The sequence below is a fragment of the Phyllobacterium myrsinacearum genome (assembly GCF_002980555.1).
Classification (GTDB): Bacteria; Pseudomonadota; Alphaproteobacteria; order Rhizobiales; family Rhizobiaceae; genus Phyllobacterium; species Phyllobacterium myrsinacearum.
In genome coordinates this window covers 172731-195355 of record NZ_PVBT01000009.1, presented here as the reverse complement: position 1 = coordinate 195355, position 22625 = coordinate 172731, and the positions used below count along the sequence as shown (strand labels likewise).

Sequence of the window (22625 nt, the reverse complement as noted above, 5' to 3'; positions counted from 1 at the left end):
GCGACGGATGAATGAAGCAATTGGGCAGGAATGACGGGCCAAGAATGGCCCGCACGGGGTGGTCGTTGAAATGGACAGGGTAAGTTCGGGGGATGTGGATCCACCGGCGGCGGGCGGTGTGCCTGAGGCGCGTGCAGCGGACATCGGCTTGTCCGCGCTTGTGGCGATTGCGGGCTTTTACCGGATTGCGTCGCGGCCGGAGACGCTGGCGCGGGAATATGCGCTGACGGGTGCGGCGGGGGCCGACGATATCCTGCGGGCGGCAAGTTCGATCGGCCTGAAGGCGCGCAAGGTTGTGGCGCGGGACGGCAAGCGGATCGCGGCGCTGCCGGTGCCGGCGATTGCCTGTCTTATCGACGGTTCGTTTGCGATCTTTGGCGGAGCGAATGCGGAAGGGATGTGCCGGCTGGTCGATCCGGTGGATTTCCGCTCGCGCGAGGTGCCGGTTGCGGAAGCTTTGCAGCTGACCGGCGGCACATTCATCCTGGTGCAGCGGCGGTTCGCGGGGGCAGGCGTGTCGCGCGACACGTTCGGCTTCAGATGGTTCCTGCCCTCGCTGTGGCGCTATCGCCGCTCGCTCGGCCATGTGCTTTTGGCCTCGCTGTTCGTCCAGCTGTTTGCCCTGGTCACGCCGCTGTTCTTCCAGGTGGTGGTCGACAAGGTGCTGGCGCATCGCAGCTATTCCACGCTGATCGTTCTGGTGGTGGGGCTTGCCGCCATCGGACTGTTCGACGTGGTGCTGCAATATTTGCGCACCTATGCGCTGTCGCACACGACCAACCGCATCGATGTGGAGCTGGGACGGCGGCTGTTCCGGCACCTGCTCAACCTGCCGCTCAGCTATTTCGAGACACGGGCGGCGGGCCAGACCGTGGCGCGGGTGCGCGAGCTTGAAACCATCCGCAACTTTCTCACCGGGCAGGGCCTGTTCTCCGGCCTCGACTTCATCTTCACCATCATCTTCATCTTCGTGTTGTTTGCCTATTCGGCCAAGCTCGCCTGGATCGTCGTTGCCTCTATTCCCTTCTATCTCGCCATCGGCTTTCTCATCCGGCCGTTTTTGAAGGAACGCATCGACGAGAAGTTCGACCGCGGTGCTTTCAGCCAGCAATTGCTGGTGGAAACGGTAGTCGGGGTGCAGACGCTGAAGGCGGCCGCTGTCGAGCCGGTTGTCGCGGCGCAGTGGGAGGAGCGGCTTGCCGCCTATATCCGTTCGTCCTTTGCCGCCACCATGCTGGCCGCCAAGGGCCAGAATGCCATTCAATATGTCAGCAAGGTCACGAGTGCCGCGCTTCTCCTCTTCGGGGCGCAGGCGGTGATCAATGGCGAACTGACCGTCGGCGCGCTGGTCGCCTTCAACATGATCGCGGGTCAGGTGGCGCAGCCGATCCTGCGCCTGTCGCAGCTCTGGCAGGACTTTCAGCAGGTGCAGGTCTCGGTCTCGCGCCTTGCCGATATTCTCAATGCACCGCAGGAGCCGCGCCCGGCCATTGCCGTCTCGCTGCCGGCACCCAAGGGTGCCCTGACCTTCAAGGCGGTGACCTTCCGCTATGCGCCCGATGCGCAGGATGTTTTGAAGGATATCAACCTGACGGTCAGACCCGGCGAAGTCATCGGCATTGTCGGCCCGTCGGGATCGGGCAAGTCGACCCTGACCAAGCTGGTGCAGCGCTTCTATATCCCCAGCAATGGCCAGGTGTTCATGGACGGGCAGGACATTGCCCAGGTCGATCCCGCTTGGCTGCGCTCCAATATCGGCGTGGTGCTGCAGGAGAACATGCTGTTCAACCGCACCATCCACGACAATATCGTGCTGGCCAATCCCGCCATGTCACGCGAAGCGGCCATGCGCATGGCGCAATTGTCGGGTGCCGACGAGTTCATCTCAAAACTGCCGCGCGGCTATGACACGCTGATCGAGGAGCGCGGTGCCAATCTTTCCGGCGGCCAGCGCCAGCGGCTGGCCATTGCCCGGGCGCTTGCCACCAACCCGCCGATCCTCATTCTCGATGAGGCCACCAGTGCGCTCGACTATGAGAGCGAGCGGATCATCCTTGCCAATATGCGCGAGATCGTGCGCGGCCGCACCGTGATCATCATCGCCCACAGGCTTGCCACCGTGCGTTACTGCAACCGCATCATCGGCATGAGGGATGGGCGGATTGTCGAAGAGGGAACGCACGAGACGCTTGTGGCCAGAAAGGATGGCCTCTACGCCCATCTGTGGCAATTGCAGTCGGGGAGCAATCAGGCATGAAACCTCTCGAGGCACCTCTGGAGGCCGCGCCCTCAAAACCTGAACAGGTAAAGCTGGAACGCGCTGAGGCCGGTCGGGTCGATCCTGATCAACCCGCTTCCGCGCGGCAAGAACCCGGACAGGAAAAAGTCACGGCGAAAGCACTGAAGGCGATCAAACGCCAGCGCGCCGACAATGAGTTCCTGCCGGCGGCGCTGGAGATCCTGGAAACACCGGCCTCGCCCATCCGCACCGCCTTCATCTGGTTCATCTGCATCCTGGCGACGAGTGCGCTTGTCTGGAGCTATTTTGGTACATTCGACATTGTGGCAACGGCGCAGGGCAAGGTGCAGCCAGCGGGACGCGTCAAGATGGTGCAGTCGATCGAGCTCGGCCGGACAAAGACCGTTCAGGTCACCAATGGCAGCCAGGTCAAGGCGGGCGATATGCTGGTTGCGCTCGATGACACGGAGATCAAGTCGGAGGAAACGGCATTTGCCGTCAGCCTTCAGGCGTTTCGCGCCGAAGTCACCCGCCGCGAGGCGGTGCTGGCGACCGTTACCGAATGGCAGGAGAGAGGTATCTGGAACATCGGCCGCATCACCGAGCGGCCGCTGGCCTTTCCGGATGGGATCTCCGAACCGATCCGCCGCCGCGAACAGCTGATCTACCGGGCCGATACATCGCAGCTGCACTCGTCGCTTGCCAATCTCGACGCGACGCGGCGTCAGCGCCAGACCGAGATCGACAGCCTGACCCGGACGATCGCCGCGCAGACGGCTCTGGTCAAAACCCTGACCGAACGCGTCTCTATGCGCACGGAGCTGATCCCGACGGCGGCCGGTTCCCGCGCCCAGGTCATCGACGCATTGCAATCGCAGCAGGAGGCCGAGGCCAGTCTCGTCACCCAGACCGGCCAGCTGGCCGCGGCGCGGGCCGCGCTTGAGGTCGCGGTCAGCGAGGCGGCAAAGCTCGTGGGCAGCTTCCTCTCCGACAATGTGCAGAAGCAGTCGGAAGCGGCGCGCCGCGTCGATGAACTCGAACAGCAGCTGATCAAGGCGAGCAAGCGCCGCTCCTCCATGACCATTCTGAGCCCGATCGATGGCACCGTGCAAGCGTCGGCCGTCACCACCATCGGCCAGGTCGTCACCGCAGGCAGCGAACTGATGCGCATTGTCCCGGAAAACGCTGCGCTCGAGATCGAGGCCTATCTTCCCAACCGCGACATCGGCTTTGTGCGAGGCGGCCAGACCGCCGTCATCAAGGTCGAGGCCTTCCCCTTCACCCGCTACGGCATCATCGAAGGCAAGGTGACCCGCGTTGCCACCGACGCCATTCCCGAACCGGATGCTCAAGCGCTGGAAGGTGCCGCCGCCAAGGAGCTGCAGAGCATCATTCCCACCGGCAATGCCCAGCGCATGCAGAATCTGGTCTTCCCCGTCACCATCCGGCCGGATGTGACCATCATCAACGTTGATGGCAAACCCATGCCGCTCTCCCCCGGCATGTCCGTGACCGTGGAGGTGAAGACCGGAAAGCGCCGCATTCTCGAATATCTGTTCTCGCCGCTCGCCGAAATCTCGTCACAGGCTATGCAGGAAAGGTGAGGGGAGATGCTGCCGGCCACAGTAGAAAGACAGCATTCATTGTAATTGTATCCCGTGATCCACTGAGGTTCTGATGACACAGCAAACAAGCACGATCAATGTCAGGTTACCCAAGGATGAGGATTGGGCGAGTTTTTATCAGCTCGTGCGCAAACATCATGCCAGGACAGTATTCGCAGACATTCCATTTTCCGAGAAGAAGTACGCTGCTATTGAACACCAAGCCCGCAATCCAGCCCCACACCAGTGTTTGATCGTTGCGGAAGCCAAAGGCAAAGTTGTCGGTCTGGCATGGATTACCGCAGGAGAATACGCACTGGGGGATGGAGGCGTGATGACAACAACACACCTGCTTGCCGTTGATGCCGAGGAATGTGGCCCTTTTCTCTCGGCAAAGGTCTTCAAGAGATTGCTCCGCGGGATCGTGATTTGGTCTCGTTCACGCAATGCCAGGCAGGTCCTTGTGCACGTCTCCACGGGGACGGCCATCAAGCAAACCGACCGGCTTCTACGATCCAGTGGCGCAATCTGCATCGGAGGAAGTTATCTTCTGGCGGTCAATGAAACATAGTGCGCGTCATGGTAACGAGCACGCGGAGTGCCCACGTTGAGACCAATTAGACAACGTGCCTAGTTCAAGGGTAAGAGTTCGCGCCATCCGTTCCGAACATTCTCAATCAATGATCGAAGTGACCGATTGACAATTGAATTGCCGGTCCGGGTACTTACCACCACCATGGGATATTTACGTGGCCCTGCCGGCCCGAAGCTGCGATGGTTGATTTCAAACTGCGAAAGACCAAGGTACCAAATCTGCCAACGGGGATGTGCGGCGGCGGCGGGGTTGTTTGCGGGAGGGGGGTACTGCGCTAAGGATCCCGTCGGTAATTGGGGAAAATTAAATGGCGCTGAAGCAATCACGATAAAAGGCAGGCGTAATTCCGAGTCGTTTCCGAAATACGCGGTGCAAGGCATGGAGGCTGCCGAAGCCGGAATGTTCGGCAATGCGGGCCAATGGCCAGTTTGACGTTTCTAGCAACATTTTTGCTCGCCCGATCCGTGCGGTCTCGACAAAATGGGCTGGAGTCGTGCCTGTTTCCTTATGGAATGAGCGCGAAAAGGTTCGCTCGCTCATGCCAGCTCTCATAGCAAGAACAGGGCCGGATAGATCGCCGGTGGGATCTTCGAGAATTTCGGTGACCAACTTTCGCAGTCGTGGCGTCGCTCTGACTTGGACCGCGAGGCTCGAGCTGAACTGAGCCTGCCCTCCAGGCCTGCGCATGAACAGCACCAACTGACGGGCGACGGACAGAGCCGTTTGCGCCCCGCAATCGGCTTCAACCAAAGCGAGGCACAGATCAATTCCCGCCGTAATTCCGGCAGATGTGTAAACTGGTGGCTCGGCTACAAAGATCGCGTCTGGCTCGACCTCGATCTGAGGTCGCAACTGTTTGAGCAAGCCGGTTGAATTCCAATGAGTTGTTGCGCGTTTTCCGTCCAGAAAGCCACCTGCAGCAAGTACGAAAGCCCCAGTGCATACGCTGGCCAGACGGCGAGTGCTTGAGACACGTAATTTCAGCCATTCGATCAGGCTGGTCTCGAAGATTACCTTCCTTAGTGCATCCTCGCTGCCACCCGCCACAATGACCGTATCAATATTATTGGGAACGGCATCGAGCGCGATGGCATCGCCAAGATGAATACCGCCTGCCGAACTACATTTAATCGATCCTCCTGTCGGAGATGCGAGCAGAAGTTCATATGGCGGAGTGTGTTCGGACTTAAAGAGATTTGCTGCTGCGAATACTTCCATAGGACCGACTACATCCAAGGCTTGCACACCTTCGTAGCCGATCAGGAGGATTCGTGTTGTCGTTCCAGATTGCGTGTTCATTGGCGTAAAATGCGATAAATTTGTCATTTTCGCCAGAGGCAATGTACGCATATGTTGGGATGCCGTCTTCAAAGTTGGGAACCTTCATGCGTCAGCCAATCTGGAAAACCTTTCTCCTATGTCTCCTCATCTTGTCTGGGCCTTCAGCGGCCGCAGATATCGACCGCATTCAACTGCCTGCCGTTAAGGCTGAACGGGTTCGGCCACTCGTTGCGATTGTGGCGGATAATGCGGGCACGGAGACGACTGATCTCGTTGTGCCTTACGGTGTTTTGAAGTCAGCTGACGTTGCCGATATCGTCATCGTCTCCACGCAAGCGGGCACAATCAACCTGATGCCAGCGCTCGCCATTGAATCGGATATGACGATGGAAACATTTGACAAAGTTTACCCTGCAGGTGCGGACGTTCTGATTGTGCCGGCCATGCACGACAACAGAAGTGACGCCATCGTCAACTGGGTGCAGGAGCAAGCGCAAAAGCGAGCATTCGTTGTCGCTATCTGTGAGGGAGCATGGATCGCCGCACGGGCAGGTATTCTGCAGGGACGGGGTGCAACAACGCACTGGTATGCGTTCGATGGTATTGCGCGACAGTTCCCAAAGACAAGATGGATTCGCGACAAACGTTATGTCGTAGACCACAACGTCATGACCACCACCGGCGTTACCGCGTCTATCCCGGCAAGCCTTGCCCTGGTTGAAGCAATGGCGGGATATGCAAGAGCCAAAGCCACGGCGACAGAACTCGGTATTGAAGACTGGACTTCAGCGCATGTTTCCGCGCCATTTCACCTGACGGTGGGACGCGCAGGGCTCATTGCTCGAAACTACCTCGCATTTTGGACACACGAGATCTTAGCCATTCCCATTACAGAGGGCTTTGACGAAATCGCACTGGCTCTCAGTGCCGATGCATGGTCGAGAACATATCGTTCACAAGCGATCGCTATATCAGGAAACAACCGTGTGAAATCGCGGCATGGCCTTGTCCTCGTGCCGGATAAGGAGAACAATAAGGGCTATGTCGAGTTACTCTTTGACCAAAAGGCCGCTTCTTCGAAGTCTCTCGACACCACGCTTGAAACGATTGCGGCCCGCTACGGCCACGAAACTGCAGATCTGGTTGCACTCCAACTTGAATATGCGCGTAGAGAATAGGACTTTGTTGCAAATTTTCAGTAAGGTGACGAACATCGACGCGCCTTGGTCAGTTGGATGGAGTAGTGTGCGGCAAAGCTGTTAGCCAGTGTTCGATTCCGGCCACCTCGCTGCGGATGAAAGTTTCGTCGCGGAAGGCCATAGCCACGGCTGCTCCCCCTGCAACCATGACACAAGATGCAGGGCCAGCGCATTAACCCGAGCGCCGGCGCTAAGTGCGCGGAATTCCCCGGTGAGCCAATCGCGGCAGCGGCCATGGCCGCCATACGGAGACCATGACATTCTGAAGAATTCCATATTGCTTGGCCGGTTCGAAGCCATAGAGACATCGCCCGTCGAGATCGGAGATGCGCGGCACGAATGCGAAGCCGAGCGGATGACAGAGGGCGAATACAAGATTGCTGCCGCCGCCTTCGACCCGTCACCGCCGTTCGGGACAAGCACAATGAAGGGTCTGGATTGAGTCCCATAGCGGTCATCGAGCTTTCGCAAACTCCATCGCAAGAGCCTTCTTCGGGAACGCGCGTGCGACAGAATATGGCAATTTCCCGGGCAGCAGGGGTGTGGCGATGTCAAGTATTTACCGGAATACGGGCGATGACCTTTATCTCAAAGTCGAAGCCGGCGAGCCAGTTTACGCCGAGCGCAGTCCAATTCGGGTAGGGCGGCTTGCTGAAAATCTGTTGCTTGACAGCCATAATAGTTCCGAACTGGTTTTCAGGGTCAGTGTGGAAGGTGGTTACGTCCACGATATCATCCATCGTGCAGCCCGCTGCGTCCAGCGTGGCCTTCAGGTTTTCAAAGGCCAGCCGTACTTGGCGTTCAAAATGGGGTTCGGGTGTTCCATCGGAACGGCTGCCAACCTGTCCGGACACAAATAGCAGATCACCGGATCTGATAGCAGCGGAATAGCCATGCTCCTCGTAAAGAGTGTGCCTGTTAGCAGGAAAGATTGCTTCGCGTTGGGTCATTCTGATCTCTCTTTATTGTTGGCAACGGCCGCTGAGCCCGGAGTAACGCTTCACAAGCTCGCACCTCATTTGATATACGATACGTATGTTGGGTATTCGACATACGTATCGTATGTCAAGTCCATATACGCTTCGTATATGAATAAGAGGGATTGAATGGCGAAAACACGCAGCGAAACGATGCAGGAAAACCGCGTCAAGTTGATAGCGGCTGCGCGAAAGGCTTTTGCGGAAAAGGGGTACTCCGCAGCGTCAATGGACGAGTTGACGGCTGACGTCGGTCTGACACGGGGTGCGCTTTACCACAGCTTCGGTGACAAGCGCGGGCTCCTGGCGGCGGTTGTCGATCAGATTGACATGGAAATGGCGGTGCGCGCTAAAGAGATTGGGGCTCGGGCGGGTAACGATTGGCAGGGCTTGCTTGCCGAGGGGGTGGCCTATATCGAGATGGCGCTAAATCCGGAAGTCCAACGCATCGTTCTGCTCGACGGACCTGCGGAGTTAGGTGATCCCTCGCAGTGGCCGAGCCAGAACAGTTGTCTACAGGTGACCAAGAGCACTGTGGAGCGCCTAATCGTACAAGGCATCCTCAAGCCACTTGACGCAGAGGCGGCGGCCCGATTGCTTAGTGGCGCGGCTCTCAATGCTGCTCTCTGGATCGCCGCGAGCGAAAACCCGCAGAGCGTGCTGCCGAAGGCGATCGCGGCTTTTCACGCCTTGGCGGCAGGTCTGCTTTTGGAGCGTTTGTGACCTACTAAAGGCGGAAGTCGAGCTTTCAGACTGAGACTTTGGCGTCGCGGAATGCTCGGTTGAAGCTACAGCCTTCAAGACTGCGGAGGCTTGCGACTGGAGCAACTTCCGCTTCGTGCTCATCGCATTGAGTGGCTGCTCCCCACCCTTCTGCGCCCTTCGATTTCGCGCGGGACTGGGGCCCGAAACGGGCCGATGTTTATGATTTGAGCTTTCAACCGCATATTTGTGCCCCTTTAATGTTTAGGGGCCCATCAGAAGCGCCGAAACCAGGCTGTGAGACAGCCGCCACCGTAATGTTTAGGCCATCTGAAATCCGAAGCAGCGCTCCACTGGCGACAAACTCTTTTGCGCCGAGAAGAAGACCACCCTGATTGGCATGACGGGAATAAAATACTCGCTGTCCTTTAAAATACCGCCGTGGTGAAGTATGCTCGAGGATAACTAAGTTAGTCCTCACAACACAAAAATTGCGGAGCGTTCGTGCAGACGCAGTCTGACGCTAATCGATCTTGCCTTTCCCACGTTAGAAAAAAATATATAGCACCTGCTCGTACAACCGGAGAGAAGACGGCGAATTTTCTTGCCGCTCTATTGGATCTACGTAACCGTCCGTTAAGTGTTCACTTTGGACGACCAAGTATGAGGATCGTTCTACAACCACTCCAAGCGATACTGGTTCAATATTTGCGCAGCTCTGCCTTTTCTATTGCAATGATCACGCTCACAATTTTTGTCAGCTCTGCGCTGTCGGTCATCGTGCCATACATATTTTCTCGACAACTCGATGACTTCACTACGGATCGTTCCACAGAGACTGGTTCTGGGTCTTTGTTCTTTACGCTGTGCTTTTGGGTGCGTCAGTGGTTTCCCCACTGCAAGATGCACTCGGCAGCCGGCTTGGCCACGCCTATGCCGATGCCATATTGTGTCTGGCAAAACTCAATCGCCGCTCGGCCTAACCGGTACGCCCGCCGAACGAGGGCTATTTGAGCTGGAAGGAATCCGCACTGCACGCACCGAGTGCATTGGGATTATATTTGCGCCAGTCATCGATGCTCAGCATGCCAAGGCGAATAGTCCCTTCACCCAGGGTATTTTCTGAATTCTTGATGGTGATCCATCGAACCGGCTTGTCACAAAAGCCGTTCTTGCCTTTGTTCAGTGAAAAAAACTTGTCGGCATTCAGCACCTGATAGACATCTCCACCGAATTCTGTATCGCTGCCGCTTTTCCACACGTCGGAATACCGAAGTATCATTTGTCCTTTTAACAGGGAGAAATGTGCAGAGGTGCGGCTGAGTTTCATTGTGTCTCCAAGCGTTGCCGAAGTACCGTTCGACACTGCGAGATAAGCACGGGGGTTGTTCGTTGGCATTGCTTTCCCGTTCGATTGGGCGAGGGCACCCTGTGCCATGAACGCACTCAGCGAAGCGGCAGCAATGAAGCTTATGAAATGGCGGTAGCGTATCATGGTCGTCCGTCCCTAAAGTTAAAGGTGCCTGTTTTTACATTGGTACAACAATGGACGGCAGGATGAAACGAAATGTGGCAGTTATAGCTCCTCAAGGGCATGACGCTGCTTGATGGCAGCGGGAGGATCAAGCAGGCTGGAAAAATATACCAAATCGTTCTGTATCTGCCCGCCATTGTCCTGAAGACACCAAACAATCGAGACCGGATCGCCAATTGCTTATTGAAATATGCCGATTCAAGTTTGAGTTCTGCGATCGACTAATGCAACGGCCTTTTGCCTCTGAGTCGGAGGAGATCTGCTATCGTCTCAACGGTTGCCTTGGCGGATCCTGGATTCGGCCCAGTCACCAGCCTGCCATTCATCAATGCCGTCCTCTATCGTCCACAGCCAAGCGTTTTTGGACCAGATTGTGATGTCTTTGCGCACATATTTGGGACAGATGCATCACGAGCGCATCAGAACTGGCGACGACAGGGCGATTGATTGGACGTAAAACGGACAGGACAAAATCCTGTGCAGGCAAAAAAGGCTTTAGAACAAGGCCGTGTTTTTCATAGCTTAACGCGGTAAGCGGATTGATTATTGAAATACCCAACCCTTTTAGCACCAATTCGCACACGCTGCTGGCCGACTGCGATGACAGGAACAGCCGTCTTTGCGTGCCTGCCGTGTCGAATACACGTTCCACACTCAGCCGGTACGGGTCTTGAGAACCGAGACTGATGAAATTGACGCCTTCAAAGTCGTGCGGCTCAACATAGTTTCGTTGCGCCAGAGGATGATCTGGATGCATGATGGCGACGAGCTGGAACACCCATAATATTCGCGATTCCGCATCTCTTTCGGTATAAACACCCTCGATCAGGCCGACATCAAAATTGAAGCCGGAGATACTTGATTGATTGCGGGGGTCGACCGTACTGATTTGCAGTGTCAAATCAGGATGGGTAGCATTTAATCGCGCGACCGCTTCAGGCAAAATCGCCTGTGCAAAGGCCGGCAGAGAAGCGACCGTCAGCACTTCTTCCGAAGCATCGCGCAGACGATCGATAAAATCATTGATACGGTCCAGACCGATGAATGAGGCTTGCACTTCCTCAAAAAGCTTGAGCGCTCTGGCCGTTGGCACCAGTCTTTGCAGACGCCGTTCAAACAGGCGAAAGCCGATATGTTCCTCCAGCCGTGATAACTCGCGCGTAATGGTTGGCTGCGAAGAACCAAGGGCCGCTGCGGCAGCTGTGACGGTGCCAAACTTCATGGTCGCGCGAAAAATCTCTACTTGGCGCAAACTGATATGATCTTTGCCAGATCTCACCTTTTTACCCTCTGAAATTGCTGCAATTTTTGCCAGATCATATCGTAGCTGCATGAAGTTCCAATGATATTTCTATATCAACGAAAAAATTTTCATGACTAAATTGTTTTAAAAATAGGGAACATAAATGAACGCCACTGCCCAAATGCCGAAGACGCATCCGGCGTCACGCGCGCTGTCAGACGCATTGCAATCGACAAATGGCGCTCGTGATGAAAGCCGTGTCAGTCTGGCTGGCTGTCTCTTCGATGCTCCCTTGCGCCTGGTTGATCCCGGCGCATTCCTGAATTTGTCATGGTTTGGACATCGGGCAATCAAACCGCTTTATCCGGCAAGTGTCGTGAAGCTGTTTTTTCTCAATGCGTTGGCGGCTTTCCGTGAAGAAGGCCGCTTGGCTGAACACGCGGAAGATGATCGTGCCGCCGAACAGATGATGGCCATTTCCTCCAACGAGGCGACGGTTTATCTCGTGGGACGTTTGACCGGTGCTGATGATGGCGCGCCATTGCAGGGAAAAGCGCTTGAAGAATGGTGCGCGGCGCGCCACCGCGTTCAGCAATGGTATGAATCGCAGAACCGTCCGGAATTTGCGGGTATCAACGTATTGCATGGCACATATGAGGACAGCCCGTATGGCCGCGCGCAGCAGATCCGCAATGGCAAAAATGGAAATCGTCTCACCGCCTTATCCGCAGCAGCTTTGATGCACGACATTGCGCGCGGTGCGCATGCGCGCTCCGATTGGATGATGGGGCTGATGAACCGTGAGTTTCAGCGCCATTCCAATGATGGCGATCCTGAGGGTGATCAGGTCCGTGGTTTTTTGGTTGAGGGTTTGCCGCGGGATGTCATGACGTGGTCGAAAGCGGGTCATACGTCCTGGACCAGGCACGATCTGGTCTACGGGGAAACGCCTGACGGGAAAAGTTTTGTTCTCTGTGTGATGTGCGATGGGGAATGGTCAGCGAATGACAAAAGTTTTCTGCCCAATTTCGCGCAGCACTTTTACCGATATGCCTTCCAAAAATAAGCTGACCAGCCAATCAATGAAAAAGGGGAAAATTATGAACTATCGCTCGATCATAAAAGCTGCATTGATTGCCGCCGCATTGTCCGCGGCTGTTCCTGCAAGCTCAGCTTGGGCCGATGAGCCGAAGCCCGGCGGGACGCTGCATTTGGCAGCGCCCTATGGCGCGGCCCTCAAAAGTCTTGACCCGCATGCAACTTACAACTCACAGGACATGGTGGTCTCCAAAGCGTTTCACCGCTCCCTTTATACATGGGATTCAGCCAAAAACGCGCCTGCTCTTGATCTGGCTGAATTGGTTAAAACCAGTGATGACGGTAAAACGTTCACTTACAAACTGTTTGACAACATCTATTTCCACAATGGTCGTAAGCTGACCACAGATGATGTGGTCTGGTCCTATACGCGTATCATGGACCCGACGAAGGGCTATCCGGGCGCAGTGCAGGTCGGTACACTCGTCGGTGCGCAGGAATATTCCAAGGGTGAAGTCAAAGAAATCGGCGGCATTAAAAAGATCGATGACCGCACCTTCTCGCTCACATTCAAAGACCTAGTCGATCCGGGCACGCAGTTCTTCGAAGCCATCACAGCTATTCTGCCAAAAGAAGAAGTAGAAAGCGGCAATTTCCTCAGCCACCCTGTTGGTCTTGGACCGTTTGCCTTTGGGGATCACGTCGAAGGTTCGAAAATCTCGGGCAAAAAATTCGACAAATATTACAAACAGGGCAAGCCTTATGCTGATGCAGTGGATTTCACCATATCCGGTGATAACAGCGCGCTTGATATGGCGTTTCGCGCTGGCGAGCTGGACGCCACCGTTCTGTCAGAAAACGCTTATGTTCTTTACAAGGCGGACCCAGAACTTTCCAAGGGCCTGATTGAAATTTCGGAGGTGTTCACCCGCCATATGGGCCTCAACACTGAAAAGAAGCCATTTGACGATGTGCGTGTGCGGCAGGCAATCAACTATGCTGTTGACCGTGACATCATCATCCACAAACTTCTCAAAGACAAAGCGTATAAGGCGACGGGTTGGCTACCAACAACATCCCCGGCGTTTGACAAAGACCGCGCGCCCTATCCATATGATCCGGCGAAAGCCAAGGAACTACTGGCGGCAGCCGGTTATCCCAATGGCTTTGAAGTGACAATATCCGTGACGGAAGGTACATCGAGCCTCGGTGTTCTGGAAGCCATGATGCCATTTCTCAAAGAGGTAGGCATCACCGCCAAAGCCAAGGTCGTGGATTCCAACACGCTTGTTGATGAAATGAATCAGGGATCGGCCATGGCATGGTTTCGTTCTGCGGGCACGGGACCTGATCCGCTCACCGCTTTGCGCTGCTTCGACAGCCGTATCAGCCGTCCGGGCTGTAACCGCAGTGCCTTCAAAGACCCCGCTTATGACGCAATTCTGGACGCGGCCTCGGCTGAATCGGATCCGGCCAAACGCATTGAGCTTTTGAAGAAAGCGGATGCCTATATTTTTGAAAAGGCGCCGGTCTGGTTCAACAACTACAATAAGGCAGTAGTGGCAACCCAGCCGTGGATTCACGGCGTTGACAGCAACGTGACCGAAGCCGCCATCATCGAAGTGGATTCGCTTTGGCTCGACGCCAACGCGCCTGGCCGTTAATCGAGCTGTTGCTCCGTTCTGGCAGTCCGGCAATATGCCGAACTGCCAGAACATCACGAAACAAGCTGAAAGACCCTGGGTTCGACATTTCCCGACAAGGGTCGATTTTCCAAGCCGCCGTAACATCGGCCGGGTCCCTCTAACCACAATTTATGGATATTCCTATGTTGGTGGTGATTGGCAGGCGACTGCTACAATCTCTGGTCACGGTTTTTGCTGCAATAACGCTGATCTTTTTTCTATTCGGCGTCATGCCAGGCACATTTGTGTCTTCGCTCTCCAGCGACAAACGCGACATTGATCCGGCGGTTGCTGAACGCCTTGAAAAGGAACTGGGTTTGAAAGATCCGTTGCCACAGCGGTTCGGCAAATATATTTCCGGGCTTGCAACAGGTGATCTCGGCACGTCCTTTTCCACACAACGCCCTGTCACCACGATGCTATCCACCCGCATAGTCGCCTCATTCAAACTCGCCGTTGCGGCGATTGCCTTTGCCATCGTCATCGGTTTGCCGCTTGGCTTTCTGGCAGCCGTACGACAGGGCACATGGCTGGATACAACGGCCATGATCACAGCCGTTTCCGGTCTCTCGCTGCCCGGTTTCTGGTTTGGTTTGCTGGCCATGTATTTCATATCGCTCAAACTGGGCTGGTTGCCCACTTTTGGCTATGGCAACGGCAATATCAGGAATCTGGTGCTGCCTGCCCTGACGCTTGGTATCGCCCCTATGGCGCTTTTGGCGCGCACGACCCGCGCAGCTGTGCTGGAAACCATGAATGCTGATTTTGTCCGCACGGCCAGATCAAAAGGAAACTCGGAATTCCGCATTGTTACCAAACATATGGCACGCAACGCCTTTGTATTGGTGCTGACGACAATCGGCCTGCAATTCGGCTCCATGCTGGGTGGCTCGGTCGTCATTGAGAACTTGTTTGCGTGGCCGGGTATCGGTTCGCTTTTGACGCAATCGGTCTCCATGCGCGACATACCAACGGTTCAAGGCTGCATTCTTGTGATCGTGCTCTTCTTTCTCATCATCAACACGCTTGTCGATATCGCTTATCTCGCGATCGACCCGCGCATTCGATACCGCTGAGTGCTTATGGGAAAGCGTTCTTTGCAATCATGCAAATATTCTGAACAGAACAGGCAGCACTGATGTTCCGCTCCAATCTTGTCATAGGGCTCACAATCTTCGTGACCATCATTCTGGTGGCGCTGTTTGCGCCGTGGATTGCCCATTACGATCCGGTTTCCAACTCCAATCTTCTTTATGCAGAAGAAGCACCAGGTGCGCAGTTCTGGTTTGGTACCGATGAGCAGGGCCGGGACATTTTCTCACGCATTGCCTATGGGGCGCGGATCTCGCTTATGATCGGACTTGCTGTTCAGACGATGAACACGTGCATAGGCGTTCTGCTTGGCCTTTCCGCCGGTTATCTCGGCGGCTGGTGGGACGAGTTTGTGCAAGGCCTGACAAATCTGATGCTATCCATTCCGACCATTGTGTTTGCCTTGGCTCTCATGGCGGTTCTTGGACCCGGACTGCTCAGTCTGCTGATAGCCCTTGGTTTGACGGACTGGGCCTATAGCTGCCGTATTTCGCGGGCGCAGGTTCTCACTCAAAAATCACAAAACTATGTGCAGGCGGCCCGCACGCTTGGCTTCGGTAAATTCTACATCATGCTGCGTGAAATCCTGCCGAATATTGGCGGGCCGCTCATTGTGGTGGCCACAATGGGTATCGGATCGGCCATTATGGCAGAAGCATCACTGTCCTTTCTGGGGTTGGGTGTTGTTCCGCCTGCACCGAGTTGGGGCGGTATGCTGGCACGGGCACGCGAGCAGCTCATGGTTGCGCCATGGGTTGCGATTTTTCCGGGAATGGCGCTCTTCATCACCGTGCTTGGCTTCAATATGCTGGGCGACGGCTTGCGTGACCTGCTTGATCCGCACGGGAGGTCAAAACGCTGATGGCTGACAAATCTATTCTGCAGGTCCAAAATCTTTCGATTGCGCTGCGCGCTCAAGGACGAAACTTTCCGGCGGTCAACCAGATTGATTTTTCTATCCAAGCCGGTGAAGTGTTCGGGCTTGTTGGAGAGTCCGGCTGCGGCAAGAGTCTGTGTGCGCTGACGATTGCGGGTTTGCTGCGCGCCCCGATGAATGTCACGCAGGGATGCGTACTCCTGGAGGGGCAGGATATAAACCGCTTGCCCAACAAAGATTTGCGCCGCCTGCGCGGCGACCGCGTCGCCATGATCTTTCAGGAGCCGATGACCTCGCTCAATCCTCTGATGACAATCGGTGACCAGATCGGCGAAATGTTCGTGCTGCATAAAGGCATGAACACTCGTCAGGCCCGGCTCAAAGCCATAGAGGCACTGGAGCAGGTACAGGTTCCAAGCCCGGAACGGCGCATCAAGGATTATCCGCATCAGCTTTCCGGTGGCATGCGCCAGCGTGTGATGATTGCGATCGCGCTGGCTTGCGACCCGGCGTTGCTGATTGCCGATGAGCCGACGACCGCACTGGATGTGACCATTCAGGCAGAAATTGTTGAACTCATTCTTGATTTGTGCACAGCCCGGGGCACAGCAGTTCTGATGATTTCGCATGATCTGGGGCTTGTTGCGCGCATGTGTCATCGGGTGGCGGTTATGTATGCTGGCCACATTGTAGAACAGCGTCCTGCCAGTGAGATTTTTACCGATCCGCGCCACCCTTATACGCATGGGCTTGTAGCCTCTTTGCCGCTCCTCGGCCGTCGTTTGCGGGAAGGCCGCTCCCGATTAACCGAAATCAAAGGTGTCGTTCCAGGCTTGATGGAGCGCGATATCGGGTGTGGTTTTGCTTCGCGTTGTCCGCGTGTCACCGACGCGTGCAGGGAGGCTATGCCGCCCGTAGCGTCCCTTGATGAGCTGGGTTCGATTAGGTGTTTCCATCATGACTGAGCAGAGCATCGCGTTGCCACCAACAGATGGCGGCAAGAACGGCAGCACTGCCGAAGTACTCGCCATTCGAGATCTGTGCATTCATTATTCTGTTCGCGAAGGCTTTCGAAAAAAGACACTGAAAGCTGTCAACGGAATTGATCTCTCTCTCAAAGCCGGCGAATGCCTCGGTCTGGTCGGCGAAAGCGGCTGTGGAAAATCCACGCTTGCCGGCGCCATTATGGGACTTGTCCCCATCACTTCCGGATCGGTGCATGTGGCAGGGCAGGATGTGCCGACAGCTGTTAAAAACGATCCACTCGCTCAGGCCCGCAATGTGCAGATGGTATTTCAGGATCCGTTTGCGTCGCTCAATCCGCGCCGTTCCGTGCGCGAGGCTCTTGCCGCGCCATTGCGTCTCCATGGTATGAAAGATAGTGCCGAGGTCGAGGTCCGCGTGACGGACATGTTGGCTAAGGTTGGTATGAAACCTGAAGCGGCGGATCGCAAGCCACACGAGTTTTCTGGCGGCCAAAGGCAGCGTATTTGCATCGCGCGTGCCTTGATTGTTCAACCGAAACTGCTTGTCTGCGACGAACCTGTTTCTGCTCTTGATGTATCCATACGCGCACAGATCATCAATTTGTTGCTGGAATTGAAAGACGAACTCGGTATCGCGCTTTTGATGATTTCGCACGATCTCGGCGTCGTTGAACATATGAGTGACCGCATCGCAGTGATGTATCTGGGCCGCATCGTTGAAGAGGGCGTATGGAGTGATATTTTCACGAGCCCGCTGCATCCCTATACGCAGGCCTTGATCGCCGCCATCCCCGATCCACTGGCCCCCATGGCGCGCCAGCGCCGGATGCAGGGTGAAGCACCATCACCGCTTAATCCCCCGCCTGGCTGTGCGTTCAATCCGCGTTGCCCTTCCGCATTCGACAAATGCCGCGAGGGCGATATTCCGTCATTTATCAATTCGTCCGGGGCGCATTTCCACCGCGCCCGTTGCCATTTGTTAGAACAAGGCTAATCCCATGAGTCAAAACCCGTTTATGGTCGGAACACTCGAACAACCCACAATTGTCGTGCGTACAGGGTATGATCCACAAACCCCGCATATTGGTCTGCTGACCATAGGTGACTGGACCGTCAAGTGCGCCATCGGCCGTAACGGCCTGGTGGATCCGCAGTTGAAACGGGAAGGCGACGGTAAAACGCCGCGTGGCCGTCATCCCTTGCGTTATGGGTTTTATGATCCGACGGTTTTCGGTGACGAGCCTCGTGGCTTTGATTTTCCGTTTTTGCCCAAGCCTGAAAATTACCGCTGGATCGAAGATGCCGACAGCCCCTTCTATAATCAGCTGGTGTTCGAAACAGACGAAACACAAGCTTCACGCCGTGGCGAGAGACTGTTTGATCTGATCATACCTGTTGGCTGGAACGATGCGCTGCCTGAGGCTCGCGGCGGTTCAGCCATTTTCATGCACACGGCACGACCGGATTACAGCGGCACATCCGGCTGCGTGGTCGTGGCACATGAGCATTTGATCGAACTGGCGCGGCGTCTGTGCCCCGGTATGGTCGTCGACATCGCTTCAATTGACGATCCGGTGACGCTGCTCGCACCCTTTGTTAGCGCGCCGCCAAAATCCATTGAGAGCGTTACGTTTCACGGTATGAAACCTGGGCCGCGTTTGATTGTTACAGGTTCTGTCCATGGCAACGAGCCAGCCGGCCCTTATGCGATCAGCCGTCTGATCAATGAGTTTCGCACAGGACAAAGAGAACTGGAATGCGGCATGGTTACTTTTGTGCCGGTGGTCAACGGGCTTGCCTTCCGCAGGAATACGCGCATCGGAGATCGCAACTTTAATCGCAATCTTGCGGAAAGTGCCATGCCGCAGGACAATGAAGATCGCGTGGCCAATATCATGTGCCCGCTGCTACGGGCTCATGATGTGTTGATGGATTTGCATTCTTTCAGCTCGGAAGGTGACGCTTTCGCACTGATCGGCCCACGGGATAACAACGGATCGCTCGAACCTTTTGCCCATGAAGCGGCAGAGACTAAACTGGCGAAAGCACTCGATCTTCCGCTCGTTGTGCATGGCTGGCTGCCTGCGCATGAAAAAGCACTAAAGCAAAAACGCGATGCAGGCGTAATCGAAGGCCTGTCATCACTGCATGGTATAGGCACAACCGAATATATGCGCTTTACCGGCGGCTATGGGGTTACGGTTGAATGTGGCCAGCATCTGGACCCAAAGGGACCACAGGTTGGTTATGACTGTCTCGTCAATGGCATGGCATCTCTGGGTATGGTTGCGGACGCGCGGCCACGAGCCCAAACACCGCGTGTGCTGGAAATATGCGATGCCATCCTCGCCGATCATGATGAGGACCATCTGGTAAAACAATTTGCAGCTGGCGAACCCGTCAACAAGGGTGAACTCATCGGGAAACGTGCGGATGGCAGCGAGATTTTGATGCCCTATGATGGGGCGATCATTTTTGCAGGACTAACGGCACCAGTGCATAGCGAGCTTTGTTTCCTCTGTCGATTGAGCGAGCGTCTGCAGAATTAGATGCGGATCCTCAATAAGTTGTTCCTGGTACGAGCAAGTGAACCGCACCGGGTTTGCCGGGTAGCCATTACCTCCGTCAGCCGGGGAACGACATTGCCAGACTGCCGCTAGAACAGTCTGTGCGGATTCGTCTTGCAGCAATCCCCTCTCTACTACTCGTTGGAGGGCCTAACGGATTTTTCCGAGATTGGTTGTTGGTCCACGCTGAGTGGGTGAATGACGTCGTGGATCGTCAGTTCATGACTACGCCCGTTGCGGGCAGTCCACGAAATGGATTGCCCGATGGACAAGCCGATCAACGCCGTCCCGATCGGCGTGAGAATAGAGACCTTGCCTTGGGTTATATCCGCTTCTCCCGGGAAGACGAGCTTGACGGTTTTTGTGTCATTGGTCGAAGCTTTGTACGTGACGGTCGAGCCCATCTGCACCACTTTGGCAGCAATGGATCCGTCGGCGACAACCTTGGCGCGATCAAGTTCGTCTAGCAATTCCTCGGAAACTTCCGGATTTTCTGTCATCGAGCTACTCGCTAACGCAGTCAATCTTGAATGATCAGTCTGCGATATACGGATGTTGGGTTTGCGTTTGGTCTGTCGCATGTGCTGCATTTCAATGCTCATCTCTTTTCGATCCGCACATCGCCCTTAGGGTGGGGATTCAGTGCCGGCTTTTCAGTGTAACTATTTTATTATGAATGTGTCATGGACGCGGGAGCCCAAAGCCCCTTTCATCCTGATCGCAGTCGTTATGTGGCGCCCCTCGACTCGAAGCATGGGCAACCGAGCCGGGGGTTAATATCCCGCGATGGGGAAAACCCGATATAGATAATCGCAAATGGTTTTAGCAGTATATTTCATCTCGGTATAGTTGGGTAAGCAATCCCTAAAGTCAACCCGCGAGAAAAGCTAACCGGATATCGTAAAATTGAGGTACCCAGGTTAAATTGGGCTTTTATCCTGCTGTCCTGATGGTTTGTCTTTCAGTATCCATCCACTGGGGGCTGCCCCTGTTCGGATGGACGGATCGTTACGAGGATTCGGCTACCGTCTTTCGGTGCGTTTGCCATGTGGCGCCAGCGGTTTGGCTCATCCGTCGTTTTCCCTCGTGTATTGCTATGGACTGCAAGTGTCGCCGCACCACTGAAAGCCGTCAATTCAAGCTTTTCACAGCCATCCCGCGAATTCGCTGCAAAACACCACTTCATGACCATGCGACTTTTGCCGCTTGATGGTCGGCTATGTTTGTAGACATTTGAGCTACCATCTCAAATGCTCGAAATTTGCTTATTATCGGCATTGTCAAACGAACGCCTGAATGCGCCATATGTAGAAAACTGATACTATACATGGGTTGTTAGTCTGAAGATTCCTTTTACATGCTTATCGGCAGGATGAACAAGTCGCCCCTGAAAGAATGTAGCCAGGACCTTTGTGCCGGCAATATGTTCGGGAGATATCGTGGTCAGATCGCGATCGAGCACAATCAGATCGGCAGAAAGGCCAACGGCCAATTGGCCGGTTTTCTCGCCAAGCCGCATGGCCAGGGCAGGGTTTCTGGTGAAAAGCGGAAGAGCCTGGTGAAGGCTGATAGCCTGCTCCGGCGCGTGGACACCGGGAAATTTTCCGGTGGGGTCGCGGCGTGTGAGCAAGCCGGAAAGTGCGAGCCACGGATTGATATCCGCAAAGATGGTCAACCAGTCCGACCCGACGGCAACGTCTGTACCGGTGTCGAGCAGGCTGCGCACCGGCCACGTTGAGGCGTACCGCTGATCACCGACGATCCCTTTATGCGTCAGACTTGCGCTGCTGGGAAACCACAAGGGTGGGTTGAGATCGGCAAGGATATTCAACTGCGACAGACGCGCGATATCGTCCGGCCGAATGAACTGGCCATGCGCGATGTGATGCTGTGGACCATTGGGGCCATTTGTTCGCCGAACCGCTTCGACCGCGTCGATAACCGTGAGAACAGCACGGTCTCCGATTGCATGTACCTTGACACTCAACCCCAGCCTGTCGAAGCGCGCAATTTCCTCTTCCAACTCCTCGGGTGAAAGAGCCATGGCACCGCGATGATCCGGCAGGACATCGGGATCATCGGACGGGTAAGGGTCGATCATGGCTGCCGTACGCAGGGAGGGAACACCGTCAAGAAAAATCTTGGCTGCGCCGGCGATCATATGTTCCCCGCAAATGTTCCGGTGTTCGGCCAGCAGGTGTTCGGCCGCCGCCGGATCGTAGCCCGGGCACGTGCTGCTCAGCGCAAGGGTAAAGCCCGCCCAGCAGGTGAGGCGGCCCTGATCATCCAGGGCGCGAAATGTGTTCAGCATGTCTATCGTGCTGCTGGCATCGCAAAAGCCGGTCATTCCCACACTGTTGAACAATGCAACAGCCTTTCCGGCGACATCGATCATCTGCTGCGGGGTAAGGGCTGGAATTTTGTCCTGTACTAGCCATGCGGCAGTTTCATGCAGCAAGCCAGTCACCTGGCCGGCCACCTTGACGATTTCGCCATCCGGCGGATTGGGCGTATGCGCGGTGATACCAGCACGGACCAAGGCCGCTGAATTGGCAAAGATGCCGTGCCCACTGACATGTTCGAGGACGACCGGTCGTCCATTACTGACGGCATCGAGCATATGCAACGCCTGGGCGCCCAGTTGCTGCATGTCCGCCAGTGCCGATGGCCCGAACGCACTGCCGACAATCCATTCGCGTTCCCCCGGTTCAAGAGCGGCAAGCCGGATACGCTCAAGAACGGCCGCAAAATTGTCAGTCGGCTTAAGCCGGGTGCTGTACAATTTGACGATCATGCCCGGCAGCGCATGGAGATGAAAATCAATGAGACCCGGCATCACAAAACAGCCTTGCAGGTCAAACACTTCGGTTGTTTCATCGATCAACGACTGCATGTCGTGCAGTCGGCCGAGCGCAAGTATTTTGCCGTCCCGGCCGAAGGCGATGGCATCAACAACGCTGGAGGCCGTATCGAGTGTATGAATTCTTCCGTTATGCAATATCTGTC

The 22625-nt window shown here is 55.4% G+C and carries 18 protein-coding genes and 2 pseudogenes; 12 read left to right on the top strand and 8 right to left on the bottom strand.

The genetic code is table 11. From position 1 onward, the window contains the following. Positions 1 to 70: 70 nt before the first annotated feature. The 3 genes from C5750_RS24370 to C5750_RS24360 all read left to right on the top strand — a co-directional run bounded on the left by C5750_RS24370 (position 71) and on the right by C5750_RS24360 (position 4414). Positions 71 to 2257 carry a type I secretion system permease/ATPase gene (locus C5750_RS24370; protein ID WP_105737755.1) on the top strand — a complete coding sequence of 729 codons (2187 nt, stop codon included), beginning with the start codon at positions 71 to 73 and terminating at the stop codon, positions 2255 to 2257. After that, positions 2254 to 3843 carry an HlyD family type I secretion periplasmic adaptor subunit gene (locus tag C5750_RS24365; protein WP_105737690.1) on the top strand — a complete coding sequence of 530 codons (1590 nt, stop codon included), beginning with the start codon at positions 2254 to 2256 and terminating at the stop codon, positions 3841 to 3843. Before C5750_RS24370 ends, C5750_RS24365 begins: the two co-directional genes overlap by 4 nt. 73 nt (positions 3844 to 3916) lie before the next feature. Next, a complete protein-coding gene (locus tag C5750_RS24360; RefSeq protein WP_105737688.1) occupies positions 3917 to 4414 on the top strand; it encodes a GNAT family N-acetyltransferase in 498 nt (165 codons plus the stop codon). A 327-nt stretch (positions 4415 to 4741) separates the two neighbouring features. Here C5750_RS24360 and C5750_RS24355 read toward each other — a convergent pair whose 3' ends face one another. Further along, complete coding sequence (locus C5750_RS24355) at positions 4742 to 5737, bottom strand: GlxA family transcriptional regulator (protein WP_105737686.1); 996 nt, start codon at positions 5735 to 5737, stop codon at positions 4742 to 4744. A gap of 86 nt (positions 5738 to 5823) precedes the next feature. Between C5750_RS24355 and C5750_RS24350 the strand changes: the two genes are divergently transcribed. Continuing rightward, complete coding sequence (locus C5750_RS24350) at positions 5824 to 6897, top strand: DJ-1/PfpI family protein (protein ID WP_105737684.1); 1074 nt, start codon at positions 5824 to 5826, stop codon at positions 6895 to 6897. Between the two features lie 274 nt (positions 6898 to 7171). On the opposite strand, the pseudogene C5750_RS26430 reads toward C5750_RS24350, so the two are convergent. Beyond that, positions 7172 to 7315, bottom strand: a pseudogene (locus C5750_RS26430) (Tn3 family transposase); the annotation flags it as partial. A 154-nt stretch (positions 7316 to 7469) separates the two neighbouring features. Next, on the bottom strand, positions 7470 to 7868 hold the full coding sequence (locus tag C5750_RS24345) for a RidA family protein (protein WP_105737682.1): 399 nt from the start codon (positions 7866 to 7868) through the stop codon (positions 7470 to 7472). Positions 7869 to 8024: 156 nt separating this feature from the next. On the opposite strand from C5750_RS24345, the gene C5750_RS24340 reads away from it, so the two are divergent. Beyond that, a complete protein-coding gene (locus C5750_RS24340; protein WP_105737680.1) occupies positions 8025 to 8618 on the top strand; it encodes a TetR/AcrR family transcriptional regulator in 594 nt (197 codons plus the stop codon). Positions 8619 to 8850: 232 nt separating this feature from the next. Here the strand turns inward: C5750_RS24340 and C5750_RS26865 are convergent. The 3 genes and pseudogenes from C5750_RS26865 to C5750_RS24325 all read right to left on the bottom strand — a co-directional run. Then, positions 8851 to 9000 (bottom strand): annotated as a pseudogene (locus C5750_RS26865) (S9 family peptidase); the annotation flags it as partial. Positions 9001 to 9603: 603 nt separating this feature from the next. Beyond that, a complete protein-coding gene (locus C5750_RS24330) occupies positions 9604 to 10092 on the bottom strand; it encodes a hypothetical protein (protein WP_105737678.1) in 489 nt (162 codons plus the stop codon). 364 nt (positions 10093 to 10456) lie between these two features. After that, complete coding sequence (locus C5750_RS24325) at positions 10457 to 11464, bottom strand: LysR family transcriptional regulator (protein ID WP_105737676.1); 1008 nt, start codon at positions 11462 to 11464, stop codon at positions 10457 to 10459. Between the two features lie 73 nt (positions 11465 to 11537). Between C5750_RS24325 and C5750_RS24320 the strand changes: the two genes are divergently transcribed. The 7 genes from C5750_RS24320 (at position 11538) to C5750_RS24290 (ending at position 19601) form a co-directional block, all read left to right on the top strand. Then, the gene (locus tag C5750_RS24320; RefSeq protein ID WP_105737674.1) at positions 11538 to 12440 is read left to right on the top strand and encodes a serine hydrolase; all 903 of its coding nucleotides are present in this window, start codon (positions 11538 to 11540) and stop codon (positions 12438 to 12440) included. Then, on the top strand, positions 12379 to 14076 hold the full coding sequence (locus tag C5750_RS24315) for an ABC transporter substrate-binding protein (protein WP_245421238.1): 1698 nt from the start codon (positions 12379 to 12381) through the stop codon (positions 14074 to 14076). The genes C5750_RS24320 and C5750_RS24315 overlap by 62 nt, the downstream gene beginning before the upstream one ends. Before the next feature lie 164 nt (positions 14077 to 14240). Continuing rightward, complete coding sequence (locus tag C5750_RS24310) at positions 14241 to 15173, top strand: ABC transporter permease (RefSeq protein WP_105737670.1); 933 nt, start codon at positions 14241 to 14243, stop codon at positions 15171 to 15173. Positions 15174 to 15232: 59 nt separating this feature from the next. Further along, positions 15233 to 16051, top strand: a complete 819-nt coding sequence (locus C5750_RS24305) for an ABC transporter permease (RefSeq protein WP_105737668.1) — start codon at positions 15233 to 15235, stop codon at positions 16049 to 16051. Continuing rightward, entirely contained in the window at positions 16051 to 17031 is a 981-nt protein-coding gene (locus tag C5750_RS24300) for an ABC transporter ATP-binding protein (protein WP_105737666.1), read from the top strand. The genes C5750_RS24305 and C5750_RS24300 overlap by 1 nt, the downstream gene beginning before the upstream one ends. Continuing rightward, positions 17024 to 18046: an ABC transporter ATP-binding protein gene (locus tag C5750_RS24295; RefSeq protein ID WP_105737664.1), complete on the top strand. Its 1023-nt coding sequence runs from the start codon at positions 17024 to 17026 to the stop codon at positions 18044 to 18046. Before C5750_RS24300 ends, C5750_RS24295 begins: the two co-directional genes overlap by 8 nt. Positions 18047 to 18050: 4 nt before the next feature. Continuing rightward, positions 18051 to 19601, top strand: coding sequence for a L,D-transpeptidase family protein (locus C5750_RS24290; protein ID WP_105737662.1), 1551 nt, complete (start codon positions 18051 to 18053; stop codon positions 19599 to 19601). A 152-nt stretch (positions 19602 to 19753) separates the two neighbouring features. Here C5750_RS24290 and rnk read toward each other — a convergent pair whose 3' ends face one another. Together rnk and C5750_RS24275 are read right to left on the bottom strand one after the other, a co-directional pair. Continuing rightward, positions 19754 to 20221, bottom strand: a complete 468-nt coding sequence (rnk, locus tag C5750_RS24285; RefSeq protein ID WP_245421237.1) for a nucleoside diphosphate kinase regulator — start codon at positions 20219 to 20221, stop codon at positions 19754 to 19756. A gap of 719 nt (positions 20222 to 20940) precedes the next feature. Then, positions 20941 to 22455: an amidohydrolase gene (locus C5750_RS24275; protein WP_245421243.1), complete on the bottom strand. Its 1515-nt coding sequence runs from the start codon at positions 22453 to 22455 to the stop codon at positions 20941 to 20943. Between the last annotated feature and the right edge of the window lie 170 nt (positions 22456 to 22625).

Excerpts from the sequence above, each read along its gene's own strand:
- C5750_RS24370 (WP_105737755.1), top strand. The coding sequence starts at position 71 with ATGGACAGGGTAAGTTCGGGGGATGTGGATCCACCGGCGGCGGGCGGT.
- C5750_RS24325 (WP_105737676.1), bottom strand. The coding sequence starts at position 11,464 with ATGCAGCTACGATATGATCTGGCAAAAATTGCAGCAATTTCAGAGGGT.
- C5750_RS24345 (WP_105737682.1), bottom strand. The coding sequence starts at position 7,868 with ATGACCCAACGCGAAGCAATCTTTCCTGCTAACAGGCACACTCTTTAC.
- C5750_RS24310 (WP_105737670.1), top strand. The coding sequence starts at position 14,241 with ATGTTGGTGGTGATTGGCAGGCGACTGCTACAATCTCTGGTCACGGTT.
- C5750_RS24360 (WP_105737688.1), top strand. The coding sequence starts at position 3,917 with ATGACACAGCAAACAAGCACGATCAATGTCAGGTTACCCAAGGATGAG.
- C5750_RS24340 (WP_105737680.1), top strand. The coding sequence starts at position 8,025 with ATGGCGAAAACACGCAGCGAAACGATGCAGGAAAACCGCGTCAAGTTG.
- C5750_RS24290 (WP_105737662.1), top strand. The coding sequence starts at position 18,051 with ATGAGTCAAAACCCGTTTATGGTCGGAACACTCGAACAACCCACAATT.
- C5750_RS24300 (WP_105737666.1), top strand. The coding sequence starts at position 16,051 with ATGGCTGACAAATCTATTCTGCAGGTCCAAAATCTTTCGATTGCGCTG.
- C5750_RS24365 (WP_105737690.1), top strand. The coding sequence starts at position 2,254 with ATGAAACCTCTCGAGGCACCTCTGGAGGCCGCGCCCTCAAAACCTGAA.
- C5750_RS24330 (WP_105737678.1), bottom strand. The coding sequence starts at position 10,092 with ATGATACGCTACCGCCATTTCATAAGCTTCATTGCTGCCGCTTCGCTG.
- C5750_RS24355 (WP_105737686.1), bottom strand. The coding sequence starts at position 5,737 with ATGAACACGCAATCTGGAACGACAACACGAATCCTCCTGATCGGCTAC.
- C5750_RS24295 (WP_105737664.1), top strand. The coding sequence starts at position 17,024 with ATGACTGAGCAGAGCATCGCGTTGCCACCAACAGATGGCGGCAAGAAC.
- C5750_RS24350 (WP_105737684.1), top strand. The coding sequence starts at position 5,824 with ATGCGTCAGCCAATCTGGAAAACCTTTCTCCTATGTCTCCTCATCTTG.
- C5750_RS24315 (WP_245421238.1), top strand. The coding sequence starts at position 12,379 with ATGACAAAAGTTTTCTGCCCAATTTCGCGCAGCACTTTTACCGATATG.
- C5750_RS24320 (WP_105737674.1), top strand. The coding sequence starts at position 11,538 with ATGAACGCCACTGCCCAAATGCCGAAGACGCATCCGGCGTCACGCGCG.
- C5750_RS24275 (WP_245421243.1), bottom strand. The coding sequence starts at position 22,455 with ATGCCGGGTCTCATTGATTTTCATCTCCATGCGCTGCCGGGCATGATC.
- rnk (WP_245421237.1), bottom strand. The coding sequence starts at position 20,221 with ATGAGCATTGAAATGCAGCACATGCGACAGACCAAACGCAAACCCAAC.